General features: G+C 72.8%; 7 protein-coding genes. 1 reads left to right on the top strand and 6 read right to left on the bottom strand.

What is annotated here, in order from left to right:
* Nucleotides 1-6: 6 nt before the first annotated feature.
* The 4 genes from WME82_RS42280 to WME82_RS42265 form a co-directional block, all read right to left on the bottom strand.
* The gene (locus WME82_RS42280) at nt 7-3795 is read right to left on the bottom strand and encodes a serine/threonine-protein kinase (RefSeq protein WP_438039949.1); all 3789 of its coding nucleotides are present in this window, start codon (nt 3793-3795) and stop codon (nt 7-9) included.
* A gap of 274 nt (nt 3796-4069) precedes the next feature.
* Complete coding sequence (locus WME82_RS42275) at nt 4070-5371, bottom strand: non-reducing end alpha-L-arabinofuranosidase family hydrolase (RefSeq protein WP_438039948.1); 1302 nt, start codon at nt 5369-5371, stop codon at nt 4070-4072.
* A gap of 338 nt (nt 5372-5709) precedes the next feature.
* Nucleotides 5710-7092, bottom strand: a complete 1383-nt coding sequence (locus WME82_RS42270; RefSeq protein WP_438039947.1) for an MFS transporter — start codon at nt 7090-7092, stop codon at nt 5710-5712.
* Nucleotides 7085-9613 carry a PEP/pyruvate-binding domain-containing protein gene (locus WME82_RS42265; protein WP_438039946.1) on the bottom strand — a complete coding sequence of 843 codons (2529 nt, stop codon included), beginning with the start codon at nt 9611-9613 and terminating at the stop codon, nt 7085-7087. Before WME82_RS42265 ends, WME82_RS42270 begins: the two co-directional genes overlap by 8 nt.
* Nucleotides 9614-9775: 162 nt before the next feature.
* On the opposite strand from WME82_RS42265, the gene WME82_RS42260 reads away from it, so the two are divergent.
* A complete protein-coding gene (locus WME82_RS42260) occupies nt 9776-10378 on the top strand; it encodes a TetR/AcrR family transcriptional regulator (RefSeq protein ID WP_437742193.1) in 603 nt (200 codons plus the stop codon).
* Here WME82_RS42260 and WME82_RS42255 read toward each other — a convergent pair.
* Both WME82_RS42255 and WME82_RS42250 read right to left on the bottom strand, forming a co-directional pair.
* Complete coding sequence (locus WME82_RS42255; protein ID WP_438039945.1) at nt 10320-11771, bottom strand: DUF362 domain-containing protein; 1452 nt, start codon at nt 11769-11771, stop codon at nt 10320-10322. The two genes, WME82_RS42260 and WME82_RS42255, sit on opposite strands and share 59 nt — an antisense overlap.
* 34 nt (nt 11772-11805) lie before the next feature.
* Entirely contained in the window at nt 11806-14052 is a 2247-nt protein-coding gene (locus WME82_RS42250) for a glycosyltransferase (RefSeq protein ID WP_438039944.1), read from the bottom strand.
* Nucleotides 14053-14117 lie beyond the last annotated feature (65 nt).

The following is a 14117-nucleotide window of genomic DNA, read 5'->3' as shown; positions in this document are numbered from 1 at the left end:
GGTGATTCAGCGGCGACGAGGGTGGTTGTCCGGGGCGTCCGATTCTGACAGCGCCGTCAGCTCCGTGTGCCAGCGACGGAGGCGACTGCCCATGACGGTCGGCGTGGTGGAGGCGGCCGCGAGGGCGCGCTCGATCTGCAACCGGGCATCGACGTACCGGCCGCGACGGAAGGCGGCGAGGGCCCGCGCCTCGAGCACCTCGATCCGCTCCTGCCCTACCGAGCAGCGCGCGGAGCGCTCCTCGAGCGCGGCCCACGCGGCGCCGTCGTCGCCGCACGTCGCGAGCTCGATCATCGAGCAGAGCACGTCCTCCGAGGGCTTCAGCGCGTCGCCGCCGGCTTCCTCCTGCGCCGCGCGCAGCCGCAGGGCGATCCCGCGAGCGCCCGCCTCGTCGCCCTGGTAGAGGCGCAGGCGCGCGGTCAGGAGCGCCACGGCGATCGGCGCGTGGTGCTCGTCGCAGCGCGGCCCCATCGCCTGGACGGCGCGCGCGTGGGGCGCCGCGGCCTCGAGATCGTCCATCAGATACAGGTACTCGGCGAGGTTGTAGCGGCCGACGAGCTCGAACGCGGGCTGGCCGAGGTCGTGCCCGAGCGCGATGGTGCGCTCCAGGTCGGCGATCATCCCGGCGCGGTCGCCCTGGAGGGCCCGCGCGAGCGCGCGGTTGTTCAGCGCTGCGCCGAGGTGCATGAGATCGCTGCGCTCCTCGCAGCTGAGGATCACCGCGTCGAGGTCCCGCGCCGCCTCGTCGACCCGGCCGAGGCTGGCCAGGATGAAGCCGAGCAGCAGCCGGGCGATGATGTGTGTCTCATAGCCCTCGTCGCCGAGCCGCGCGGCTTGTTCCGCGGCGCGCGACAGCACCATGGCGGCCTCGTCCTCGCGGTCGTCCCGGTGGAGCGAGCGGCCCACGCCGAGGAGCAGGCGGGCGCCGAGCAGGGGGGAGTCCACCCAGTCGGCGAGGCGCTCGGCGGCCTCGACCCGCTCGCTCGCGGCCCGGTACTCGCCCGTCCAGTCGAGGATCATGGCCTCATCGAGGAGGAGCTCGATCTCCGCCCCTGGCTCCGACGCCTCGGCCGCCTCCTCGCGCGCCGCGGCGAGGTCGGCGAGGGCCTCGGTGTGGCGCCCGAGCCGGAAGCGAGCGAGGCCCCGCGCGTGGCGCGCCGCAGGGAGCAGCGCGCCGACCAGCGCCTCGGCGCGCCCGTAGCAGCCCTCGGCGTCGAGGTAGGCCCGGCGCGCGGCCGCGAGCTCGGCGCCTCGGACGAGCAGCGACGCCGCCCGGGCGGTCAGGCCGCCGCGCTCGCAGTGCGCCGCGAGCACCAGCGGATCGGCCTCTCCCGCGCCCTCGAGCCACTCGGCGGCGAGGCGGTGGCCGAGCGCTCGATCGTCCTCGGTGAGCTGCGCGTAGGCGCCCTCGCGCAGGAGCGCCTGGCGGAAGCAGTACTCCTCCTCGCCGAGGAAGCGGCTCTCGCGGCGGCGGACGCAGAGCTCCCCGGTGACGAGCGTGGAGAGGTGATCCGCGAGCAGCGCGGCGTCGCCGCCGAGCAGGTGGGCGACGGCGCCTCGCCAGAACACCTCGCCGAGCACGCTGGCGGCGCGCAGGATCCGGCGCGCAGGGGGCGGGAGCGCCTCCAGCCGGACCTGCACCATCGCCACCACGGTGTCGGGCATCGCTTCGCCCCGGCCCTCCGCCGTCGCGCGGATCAGCTCCTCGAGGAAGAAGGGCTGGCCCTCGGACTGGGTGACCAGACGATCGACGAGCGCCCTGCCGGCCGCGCCGCCCAGCGCCTCCCGCGTGAGCTGCGCGCACGCCTTCGGCGAGAGCTGCCTGAGCCAGATCTCCTGCCGCCCGCGCTCGCCCCAGAGATCGGGGTAGGCTTGCTTGATCTCGGGGCGCGCCGTGGCGAGCACGACGAGCGGCTGGTCCGCGAGCTCGCGCAGCGCCGCGTCGATGGCCGCGACCGAGGCGCGATCGGCCCAGTGCACGTCCTCCAGCGCGAGCACCACCGGCTGGGCCGCGCACTCGGCGCGCAGAAAATCGCGCAGCGCGCGCTGCATCTGCTCGCCGAGCAGCTCGGGATCCTGCCGGGCGGCGCGCAGCGGGAGGCTGTCCTCGTCGGGGAAGGGGACGCCGGCGAGCTCTCCGAGGAACTCCTCGATCCGGCGCCGCTCCGCCTCGGGCGCGCGGCGGGCGACGCGGGCCCGGAGGAGCGCGCGCCGCTCCTCGATGGGCTCGCCGCCCTTGATCCCCGCCGCGCCCCGGATCACCTCCGCGAGCAGGCCGCCGATGGAGCCCGCGCGCAGCGGATCCCCGAGCCCCGCCCAGATCTCCGCGGGCGCGCCGGCGCGCCGGAGGGCCGCGAGGTGCTCCTGGAGCAGGCGGGACTTGCCCATGCCCGCGGCGCCGATGACGAGCACCGCCCGGGCGGCGGGCTCGCCGGCGCAGGCGGCGAAGGTCTGCTCCAGCAGGCGGAGCTCGTGATCGCGGCCGACGCAGGGCGTGGGCCTGCCGAGGAGCGGGCGCCACGGCTCGGCGGCGCTGCGCTCGCCGCGCAGCTCGACGGCGCCGGACGCGGTGATCGCGGCCTCGAAGCGGGCCTCGAGCAGCCCGGCGGTGGTCTTGTCGAGGAGGATCTGCGGCGCGCCCGCGCGGCCCGCGCTCCGGAGCAGCCCCGCCGCGCGCTGGATCGCGTCGCCGACCGGCAGGCCGCGCCCGAGCTCGCCCCAGCCGACCGTGATCGCGATCGGGCGATCGGGGACGCGCTCCCGCAGCGCCAGCGCGCAGCGCGCGAGCTGCGCGGCGACGTCGGTGGGCACGTGCGGGCGGCCGACGATGAGCACCGCCGTACCGTCGGCGAGCAGCTCCAGGCGCCCCTCGAAGCGGGCGGCGACCTCCCGGAGCGCGCCGGCGTCGGCATCCGCCTCGCCGACCGAGAGGGTGGCGTCCTGCGCGGACGCTGGCGCGCGGCCGATCACCGCGACGCCGTGGAAGCGGCGCTCGCTGCAGGTGAGGGCGGAGCTCGTCGGTCCCGAGATCGCCTCGCCGTGGACCTCCTGCGCCGCGAGCGCGGCGTGTGCCGCGGCCCCGTCGCGCGGGCGCCGCGCCGGATCCTTCTCGAGCATCTGCGAGACGAGCGCGTCGAGCCACGGGGGCGCGCCGAGGCAGCGCTCGGACAGGTGCGGCGGATCGTCGAAGATGATCCTGGCGAGGAGGGCGACCAGGTGATCGGCCTGAAACGGCGGCGCGCCGGTGACGCACTGGAAGAGCACGCAGCCGAGCGAGAAGATGTCGGCGGGCGCGCCGACCTCATCGCCGCTGCGGGCCTGCTCCGGGGCCATGTAGTCGGGCGTGCCGACCAGCATCCCGGCGCCGGTGATCGGCGCCATGTCCGGGAGGCGGGCGACCCCGAAATCGAGGAGCCTGGGCTCCTCGATCCGCCCGTCGACGAGGAAGATGTTGGCCGGCTTGAGATCGCGGTGGACGATCCCCAGCGCGTGGGCGGCGCCCAGGGCCGCGGCGACGCGCGCCCCGAGCTCCACTGTCTCGGCGACCGAGAGCCGCCGGCGCGAGAGGAGCCGGGAGAGGTCCTCTCCCTCCAGCCATTCCATGACCAGGAAGGGCGTGCTCTCGCGCGCGGCGCTGTAGGCGACGTACCGGACGATCCCGGGGTGTGCGAGACGGGCGAGGAGCTCGGCCTCCCGCGCGAAGCGCGCGAGGTGGTGCGGCGACGGATCGTGCAGCACTTTGGCGGCGACCCGCCTTCCGGTGGTGACGTCCCAGGCGCGGTAGACCGCGCCCATGCCTCCGCTCTTCGCGAGCGCTTCGACGCGGAAGCGCCCCCCCAAGAGCTCCCCCGAGCGCACCGCTCAAGGATAGACGGAGAATGCCGTTCGTCCAGCGATCCCCTGGATTCAGGCCGCGGATCCTGCGCGGGCGGCGCCCCGGACGCATCGATGGTTTGCCCCCATTCCGACCCTGGCCGATGTCGGCCCAGGCTCGCCGGGGAGGCGCCGATCGGGAGATCGGCGCTTCTGCCTGGACGTCCCTCCCGAGAGATCGAGGAGGGGCGGGAAGTCACTTCTCGAGCGTGAGCAGACCCAGCCTGTACGGCAGCTTGCCGTAATCCCCCCCGACGTTCGGATCCCTGCCCTGGTAGAGGAACTGCATGTTGCACGCGTTGATGGTCATTCGCTCGTCGTTCGCGGAGCGGATCATCTCACCGTGGCTGATGTCGTCGCTCCAGTCCCCGCCTTCGTACGTCACGTTGGCAGGGCCGGCGAAGGGCTTCTGCTTGGTGTCCGCCAGGGGGGCCCAGGGGCCGTCGAGGCTCTCGGAGGTCCACGACCTGAAGAAGCGAGGGCTGTTGTCGAACGCCTCCACGAGGAGCAGGTACTTGTTCGTGCCATCCACCTTGTAGACGTTGCTGGCCTCGAACAGGAGCCCCGAGCTGGGAGCCGTCATGACGACCTCGTACCCATCGAACGCCGGGAATTTATCGATGCTGACCTTGGAGCGGTAGAGCTTCCCGTCGTCCCGCGAGAAGAACAGATGACAGTTCTTGTCGTCGCAGATGTTCCAGAAATCCAGCGCGCCAAGGGTGTTCCCCATCTGGCCTGGCTCGCCCTTGAGCAGCGACTGGGGCCGGCTCCAGCCGTTGACGTTGTTGATGTCGTCGTTGGTCGAGTACCTGCCGTTCCACTGGTAGATGAGGTACCACTTGTTGTGCGGCCGGAAATAGAAGACCTGGGGCGCGACCGTGCCGCCGGTGGGCCAGTTCGCCATGTGCTGCTGCGGCGCGGAGTTCGCCTGAGCGAAGTCGGTGAAGTTCAAATACACGGAGCTCCACCCCCCGTTGCCCGTCGTGTCGAACACGGTGGCAAATACGTGGTACTTGCCGTCGTGGAACACGATCGTCGGGTCCTTGACGGAGGCGAAGGTGCGACCGGCAGGCGGCTTGGGGCCGATCACCGGAGGCCCCGACTTCCACTTGAACGTGGTGGGCAGGTCGCACGTCACGGGCGAGCCGCCCGCGCCTGCGCCGCCGCCGCCGTCCCCCGGAGCGCCGCCGCTCCCCCCGGTCCCACCCGTCGGGTCGCCGCCCGTGCCCGGGTCGCTTCCGCTGCTCGTGCTCGTGCTCGTGCCGGGGCCTGATCCACCCGTGCCGCTTGTGCTCGTGCTCGCGCCCGCGCCTGTCGTGCTGCTGGCGCTCGTCGTCGGGTTCTCCGAGCCACCCGTACCACCACCGGTGGGCTGCTCGTCCCCCGTGTCGCTGGCGCAACCGGCGAGCGCGGCGAGCACACAGCCGAGGGCAGAGAGACGAAGGAGGGAGCGGGAAGGAGTCAGGGTCTGACGGTGCAAATCGAAGGGAGTGATCATGCTGGTCTCCAGAGGGATGCCCAGTTGGGCAGCGAGCTCCTCAGAGCCCGACCTTCAAGGTGGATGTGCACGAGGACGAAGGGCCCGGCGCCGCATGGCGGCCTCCCAGGGCAAAGCGGAAGGATACCTGGGACATTGTGAGCGTTCACATTGCTGGCGTCAAACAAAAACCGGCGCGCGATCCTCCTCCGGGCGGCTCGCGCGCACAGGCGCGGAGCGCGGCGGAATGCGGCGCATCTTGGCGCAAATTCGTGACGGGTTGTGCCGCTGCGCCTGTGCGCTAGGCGCGAGATCCAGAGATCTCGTTCATCTCCGCACTGGCCTCCTCGTGAAACGCTCTACCGTGACCCCGCGGCTGCCACCGGGGCGGCGGCGCGGCCGGGAAGGAGAAAGGCGCAGCCGATCGTCAGGAGCAGCGCCGCGCCGAAGATGGACGTGGCCATCGTGTGCTCGCGGTTCACCACATCGGCCGCCGGGCGGTCGGTGAGGACGAGGCCGAGCACGGTGAGGCCGACGATGCCGCCCATGTAGCGCATCGTCGATGTGAGGCCTGCGGCCATTCCGCTCTTCTCGCGCGGGACGTCGCTCATCGCCGCGGACTGCGACGGCGCGGACGTCAGGCCGAGGCCGGCGCCGAGCATCACGAGCGCGGGGATCGCGTCCGTGAGCGCGCCCAGCGGCCGCACCGCGAGCAGGAGCATGCCGGCCAGGGCGAGCGAGCAGCCGGCGAGCGCCAGCGCGCGCGGCCCGAAGCGATCGGCGCCGCGCCCCGCGAGGGGCGAGACGACAACCATCGTCCCCATCATGGCCAGCAGCGTCGTGCCGACGTCGCGCGGCCCGACGTGGAACAGCCGCCCCGCCACCTGGGGCAGCTCGAAGATCGTCGCGTACATGGCGAAGTTCTGGAGCGCGATGAGCAGGCTGCCGCCGAGGAACGCGCGCCGCCTGAACAGGGAGAAGTCGATGACGGGGTCCGCCGCGCGCCGCTCCCAGAGCACGAAGGGCACAAGGCCCAGCGCGCCGAGCACCGCGGCCCAGCGGAGGTGCGCGGCCTCGAGGCCAAGGACGAGCCCGATGAGCGACCCACCCAGCAGCACCGAGCCCACGACGTCGAACCGCGGTCGCGGCGCGGCAGGCGTCACGGCCGCGGGGCGCGGCGGCCCGCCGATGTGCGCGAGCGCGGCGGAGAGGAGCAGCACCGGGACGTTCGCGAGGAAGATCGAGGTCCACCCGAAGGTCCCCACGAGCAGCGCCCCGATCGTCGGTCCGGTGCCCGCCGACAGCCCCATCACCGCCCCGAAGGCGCCGAAGGCGCGCCCGCGCACCTCGGGCGGCAGCTCCGTGCGGAGCATGGCCGTCGCGCTCGGGACCACGATCGCGCCGCCCGCGGCCATCACGACGCGCGACGCCGCGAGCACCGGGAGCACCGGCCAGAGGTAGGCGAGCGCGGCCCCGACCGCCAGGAGGAGCTGGCCCAGCCCGAGCGCGCGCCGGTGGCCGAGGCGATCTCCGAGCTTCCCACCGGGGCTCTGCAGGACGATGTTCGTGAGCAGGTAGCTCGTCACGAGCGCCTGCCGGAGCGCGCCGGAGTCGACGCGAAGCGCGCGCGACATCTCCGGCAGCGCCACGGCGACCATCGTGGAGTTGAGCGGCGCGAGCGCCGTCGAGAGGGCGATGGCGGCGAGGAGCCGCACCGGCAGGCGCGACGAAGGCTCAGGCACGGGCGAGCTCGCCCGCGCCGTCCTGACGGTCGCCCCGGCGCAGGAGCGCCACCCGGCCCTCCGTCCCGTCCACGAGGATCTCCTGGCCATCCGTGATGCGCTCGGTCGCCCCGGCAGCCCCCAGCACCGCCGGGATCCCGTACTCGCGCGCGACGATGGCCGCGTGGGAGACCGCGCCGCCGACGTTCGTCACGACGCCCGCGGCCAGCGTGAAGAGCGGCGTCCACGCGGGGTTCGTGTAGCGGCAGACCAGGATCTCCCCCGCCTTCAGCCGCTCGAACTCCCGCTCGTCCCGCACGATGCGCGCCTTGCCGCGGACCACCCCGGACGACGCCCCGATGCCGCGGAGCTCGTCGCCCGAGGCGCCTCCCGCGCCCGCCCCGAACGACGTCTTCTGCCACCTCGCGTTGACCACCCCGTACGTCGCGCGCCGCCGTCGAACGAGCCGCTCCACCTCGTCGAGCGACGGCGCCGCCCCCTCCAGCCACCCCCGGAGCTCGGCTTCCGTCAGGTAGAAGACGTCGTCAGGGCGCGGCAGGCGCCCGCGCTCGCAGAGGCGACGCGCGATCTCGGCCACGATCGCCTGCAGCGCGGAGAACGAGCGCACCAGATCGAAGTGCGTGCGCTCCCGGAACACGATCGCGCTCCGCAGCCGCTCGAGGGTGCGGCGGAACGCGTCGGGCAGACCCGGCACGAGGCGAAGCGCGCGGGTGACCTCCTCGAGCGCGGCCCGGTAACGCGCGAGCCCGGCCTCCTCGGACGGCGGCTCGGCGACGTCGAGCAGGCCGCGAAGGAGCCCCCACAGCGGCGCGGGATCCTGCCGCCACGTCGGCGCCGAGAGGTACAGACCGGTGCTCTCCCGGTGCCCATGCTCGTCCAGGAACGCGTCGACCTCGGCCAGGTAGGCCCGGCCGGCCTCCGATTCGCGGAGGGCCTCCGGGCGCCCCTCCCGGATCGCGCCGGCGACCTCCGGCCCGGCGCTCACCGCCCTGCGCGCGAGGTGGAAGATCGCGAGGTTCACGTCGGACGTCCGGGTGCGCAGGCCCGAGACGAGGTCGCGCATGACGGTCGCTGCCCGCTTCGGTCCCACGGCGACGGCGACCGGGACGCGGAGGGCGATCGCGGCCAGCTGGCTGGCGCTCCTCTCGAACCGCTCGCCCAGGACCGCGGTCGTGGTCTCCGTGATCCGGTCGGCGCGGCGGAGGAGCGCGGCGTCGTCCAGCGCGCGGAGATCGACCGGCGCGCAGGCCTCCTGGAGCCGCTTGAACCCGTCGCCCTCCCACCACGCCATCGCGTCGTCGCGCAGGCTGGCCGCGACCTTCTGCGGCAGCCGGAGCAACCGGAGGGTGGGTCGCGCCCGCGGTGGGACGAAGATCGGGCGCCACACCTGGTCGACCCACGCGCGCTCCTCGGCCTCGTCCACGTCGAGCCCAAGGAAGCGCACCATGCGCACGAGCGCGGGGAGCGTCGCCCGGAAGCCCCATTGATCGAGCGGCCTGGGGGCGACGGGGAACCGGTCGTTGTCGTTGGCCTCGAGCATCCTTCGCTGCATGCGGTTGAGCTGCGGGGGCGGAGGGAGGGGCTCGATTTCGGCCGTGCCGAGCGTGGTGATCGGGCGCGACTGGAGGAGGTGAATGGAGCCCCCGGCGAAGGCGAACTCCACGTCCTGCGGGCAGCCGAAGTGGGCCTCGAGGCGGAGCCCGATGCGGCCCAGATCGAGCACCAGCGCGTCGCTCGGCGCGGGACGGCCGGCCTCCCGGCGGTCGCGGTCGTCGATCGCGAGGTCGTTCGTCCCGGGGCCCGCGGCCCCGTTCGGTCGGTCCTGGCCGGGCGCCGCGGCCCCGGCGAACGGCGCGCGCCGCAGGCGGTACACGTCGCCGGTCGTGTGTCCTGACACCACGGCCTCGCCGAGGCCCGGGGCGACCTCCAGGAGCATGCGGTCGGCGCGCTGGGCCACCGGGTCGACGGTGAACAGGACGCCGGCGAAGTCGGCCGGGACCATGCGCTGCACCACCACGGCGATGTTGACCCCCAGGTGATCGATGCCCCGCGCCGCCCGGTAGCCGAGGGCCCTCGGGCTCCAGAGGGACGCCCAGCACCGCCGCAGCGCGAGGAGCAGCCCGTCCTCTCCCGCCACGTCGAGGTACGTCTCGTGCTGGCCCGCGAACGAGGCGTCGGCGAGGTCCTCCGCCGTCGCCGAGGAGCGAACCGCGACCGGCGGCGCGCCGAGCTCGCGGTACGCGTCTCGGACCGCGCTCTCCATCGCGGGCAGCATCGCGCCCCGCTCGAAGAGCTCCGCGGCCTCCGAGGCCGCCGCCTCCCAGCGGCTCGCGGCGAGGTGCGCCGAGAGGCGCTCGGCGAGCCCCCATGCGCGCGCCTGCTCCGCGTACGCGTCAGCGCTCACCACGAACCCGGGAGGCACGGCCAGCCCGAGCTGGATCAGCTCACCGAGGTTGGCGCCCTTGCCGCCCGCCCTGGCGAGGTCGGCTCGGGACAGCTGGCTCAAGCGATGAACAAGCATCAGGCATCTCCTTCGGCCAAGAAAGGCTGCTTCCGCCGCGCCGCGCGCTCCCCGGCGCTCGCCCGCCCTCCGGGCAGCGCCTCGCTCGCGCCGACAGCGTCCGCTGGACCGTCACCTGAAAGTCATTGTGACGTCACGCAGTAAGTATCATGATACTTATGAATGGCAAGGCCGCGTAACATCACCGACGCGCAGATCCTCGACGAGGCACGCGCGTGTTTTCTGGAGCACGGCGCGGGCGTCTCGACGACGCTCATCGCGGAGCGGCTCGGCGTCTCGCACGGGGTGCTGTTCCAGCGCTTCGGCACCAAGGAGCAGCTCCTGCGCGCCGCGCTGCTGCCGCCGTTCGAGCCGCCGTGGATGGCGCGCGCGCGGGCGGGCCCGGACGACCGCGACGCGCGGATCCAGCTGCTCGAGCTCGCCGAGGAGCTCTCCGCCTACCTCGAGCGCATCGTGCCGTGCCTCGCGGTGCTCCGCTCGGCCGGCATGCACGTCGAGTCCATGGCCGACCGGCGCGAGGACCTGCCGCCGGTCCGCGCGCGGCGCGAGGTGGTCGCGTGGTTCTCGCGAGCGATCGCCCGCGGCCTCCTGCGCCCGGTCCGCCCGGAGCACGCGGCCGACCTCTTCCTCGGCGCGCTACACTTCCGGCCGTTCCACCAGCACCTCTCGAACCAGGGGTTCGATCGGTCCGAGGGGCGGGCCTACGTCACGTTCGCGATCGACGCGATTCACCGGACGCTCGCGCCCGCGGCGGAGCGACCGTGACGCGCGGCGCGCCGGCCGCGTCCGGCAGCAGCGACGGCCAGCTGCGGGGCGGCTTGAACCGGTGGGTCGGCGCGGGCCCGTCGACGATGTGCTCTACCTCGTCGAGGCGACTGCCAGGGAGCAGCACCCCGCCCAGCGACTCCCGCACGAGCGGTATCCGCGCCGGATCGAAGCCCATCACCTGCGAGGCGATCGCGTCGACGAGGCCCGGATCGAACCCGCCGAGCAGGAGCCCTGCGCGCACGGGCGTCGCCCCGAGCGGCCCTTCGCCCTCACCCGCGACGATGCCGTCCACGATCGTCAGGTACCGCCGCTGCGGCTCGCCGCGCAGCGCGCCGCCGCGGTCCGCGAAGAACAGGATACGGTTGAGATCCAGGATCGTCCGCCAGAGCGTGTTGTTCCCTTCCCAGCTGCCATCGATGACCTTCGGCGGCGCCCCGAGCCGCGGCGCGCGCGCGACGAGCGAGTGATCGCCGGGGAGCGGGAACCGGCTGAGCTTGTTCTCCACCGCGTCTCCGAGGCCTTGAGGCCGATCGAACTCGTCGCCGCCGACCGATGGATCACCCTCGGTGAAGTGCGGGAGCCAGTACTTCTCGTTCGTCAGGCCGATCACGCTCTTCAGCGACAGCGTGATACCCGTCTTCTTGTGCGTCTTCAGCTTGGGGAGGTTGATGACGACATCCGCGTCGAGGAGCGTCTGGGGGATGCTGTACTCGTGCCGCTGCCCTGCGTGGTGCGGCACCGGCGTCGCGTAATGGCTGCGGTGGAAGCGGAGCGCGGCGCTGCGCGGGGCGCCCGCGCCGGCGAAGAAGCTGCTCGAGCCCAGATCGACGACCCGGTAGCCCCGCGGATCGCCGGGCAGGCGGCGGCGGAGGAGCAGGCCGAGGTTCCAGGAGCGGCCGAAGCGGCGCACGTCGTCGAGCGCGAACACCGGCGCGATCCGGAAATACCGCAGGTCGATGAAATCGACGTCATGCCCCTGGGTCCTGAGGTGATCGATGACGTCGAAGATGCCGAGCGGGCCGGCGACCTTCTCGATCTCGCAGCCCTCGACCGGGGAGTCGACGACGCGCACGCTCCCGCGCGGGCCGGCGGCGCGGAGCGCGTAGTCGAGCACGGGCCGGAGCAGCGAGCCGTGCGTGCTGGAGGCGGCGAGCCGCTCGCCCGTGATCTTCTGGTGAAGGTTCTTCGAGGAGACGAGGTTCGGCTTGACGACGACGCGGTCCCCCGGCGCGATCAGGTCGCCGAGCGGGTTCCACGCGGGCGTGCCGGCGCGGGCCGCGTCGAGGCCGAGCCGGCGGAAGAGCGCCTCGACGGCCTCGTAGACCGGGCTCGGCGGGCCATAGGGCGCGCTGCCCCCGTAGGTCACGCCCGGCCGAGAGACCGTCACCACGCGGCGGCTCGTCGCTGTCATCGGGAGCCCCCGGTCAAGCGCCCGCGCCGTTCAGGCCGGACGAGAGGATCTCCGCCGGCGCGGCGCGCTGGAAATCGACGTTGAGGCGCGAGACGCTCGCGAGGTGCTTGCCCGTGCGGACGAGCGCGATGTCGTCGGCGAACTCGACGTCGATGCGCATCCGCTCGCCGAGGTGATGGCGGAACGTCGCGAGCACCTCGTCCAGGACCTGCTGCGAGAACCGCCCGCCCTTGACCACGCGGAAGGTGATGGCGTCGCGCTCCTCCTGCACCACCTGGAAGCGCTTGATCGCGTAATCGAACTCCTTGAGGTAATGCGCGAAGAACGTGCCGGGCAGATAGCGCCCGTCCGTCCCGCGGATGATGGACTGGACGCGCCCCTCGATGCGGCCGATACGCGGCGCCCCGCGGCCGCAGGGGCACGGCGCGGACGGGGACATCGCCTCGGCGAGATCGCCGATGCGGTAGCGGACGAACGGCATGCAGAAGTTGTTGAGATCGGTGATCACGACCTCTCCGATCTCCCCCGGCTCGGCGGGGCGCCCGTCGCGCAGGACCTCGACGATGTACCCCTCGGCCACGACGTGGTGGCCCTCGTGCGCGTCGCACTCGTACGCGATGCCCGAGAACTCGCGGCTGCCGTACTTGTCGAAGACCTTGCAGCCGAACGCCTCCTCGATGAGCCGGCGGCTCGGCAGCGGCAGCGTCTGCGCGCTCGACATGATCGCGCGCGGCCGGGCCGCGACCTTTCCGGTGCTCTTGACGTAATGGGCCAGGAAATCGAGCGCCTCGGCGTAGCCGTCCATGAGCACCGGCCGCGCGCCGGCGATCCTCGCGATCATCTCGCCCAGGTTGTCGTCGGACAGCTCGAAGATCGGGATGAACGTGCGGTTGGACAGGACGGCGTCCGCGCGCTCGCGGGCGGCCTGCCACGTCGTCATGCCGATCGTCTGGTGCCAGAGCCGCACCGTGGGGTCGCCGAAGCGGTAGCCCGTCCACTCCTGCGCCCGGAGCGTCGCCGCCCAGCGGAACTCGAGCTGAGCCCGGTCCGCGTAGCAGACGAAGGGCTCGCCGGTGGAGCCGCTCGTCGTGATCTTGAGGACCTGCGACTTGTCGTGGTTCTCCGACATGATGTCGAAGTAGAGGTGGCGCCGGATATCCGCCTTGGTGAGGAACGGCAGCTTGTGGAGGTCCTCCTGGCCGCGGATGTCCTCGGGCCGGAGCTTGAGCTCCTGCATGCGAGCGCGGTAGTAGGGCACGTTGCGGTAGCAGTGGCGGAGCAGCCGCCGGAGCTTCTCGTCCTGGAGCTCGCGGGTCTGCGACGGCGCGAGCCACTGCGTCCTGCGCAGCGTCTCGTAGTAGTGCTCGACGTCGCGCGTGATCATCCAGTGGGTGTGGTTGAACGCGGCCAGGTACGCGCGCCACCTCGCCGTGGAGAGCGGGTCGCGCTCCGGCGAGCGGTCGACCACCGGGTTGCGGCGGAGGTACTGCGTGGCGATGTCCGCCGGCTTCCGGCCCACGCGGTATTCCCAGCTCGCCTTGCCCAGGTCGTAGAACGACTTGACCACGGCGCGCGCCGCGGCCCCGTCGAGGAAGGAGACGCCCTGCCGGCGCTGCTCGAAGAGCGTCTCGACCTCCTTGTACGAGTAGCCCTTCGCGTGGGCGGCGACCAGGACGAAGGACTGCCAGTAAAAATAGCTGCCCTTGTACGTCAGGAGATCCTGGAACACCTCTCGAGCGCACATCACGAAGCCGCTCTTGTTGTCCTGGAGCGACATCCCGAAGGTGGTGTTCAGCAGCGTGTTGAACCCGCGGCTCAGGTGGTACCGGCGGTCCCTGCGGCGCCCGACGGCGCTCCTCCAGCCCTGGACGACATCGACGCTGTGCTCGTAGAGCTCCCGCCGGAGGCGCAGGAGGTCCTCGGGCTGGTACTGGAGATCGGCGTCGATGGTGGCGACGAGCTTGCCGCGGGCGGCGGCGGCGCCGGTGCGCCACGCCGCCGTGATGCCGCGGTTCTGCGGGTGGAAGCACCCCACGACGAGCCCGGGGTGCGCGGCCATGAGCGCGCGGATCGTCGTGGCGGTGCCGTCGGTCGAGCCGTCGTCGACGAGGATGAGCTCGCCCGTGAGCGCCCCCTCGCGGAAGACGCCGAGGATGCGGTCGGTGAGCTCGGGGATGTTCAGCTCCTCGTTGAGGCAGGGCACGAGGACGGAGAGCTCGATCGGCGCCTCCGGAGCACGCTCGGTTCGGGGTTCGGACATGGTGTGTTCGCCTATCTTGCCTTGAAGGAGACACCACAGCAGGGCGAGGGGCGCGCTGGGCGGCC

The sequence above is a fragment of the Sorangium sp. So ce128 genome (assembly GCF_051525245.1).
Lineage (GTDB): Bacteria > Myxococcota_A > Polyangia > Polyangiales > Polyangiaceae > Sorangium > Sorangium cellulosum_B.
The sequence above is the reverse complement of the archived record's forward strand: the minus strand, read 5'-3'. Positions and strand labels throughout refer to the sequence as shown.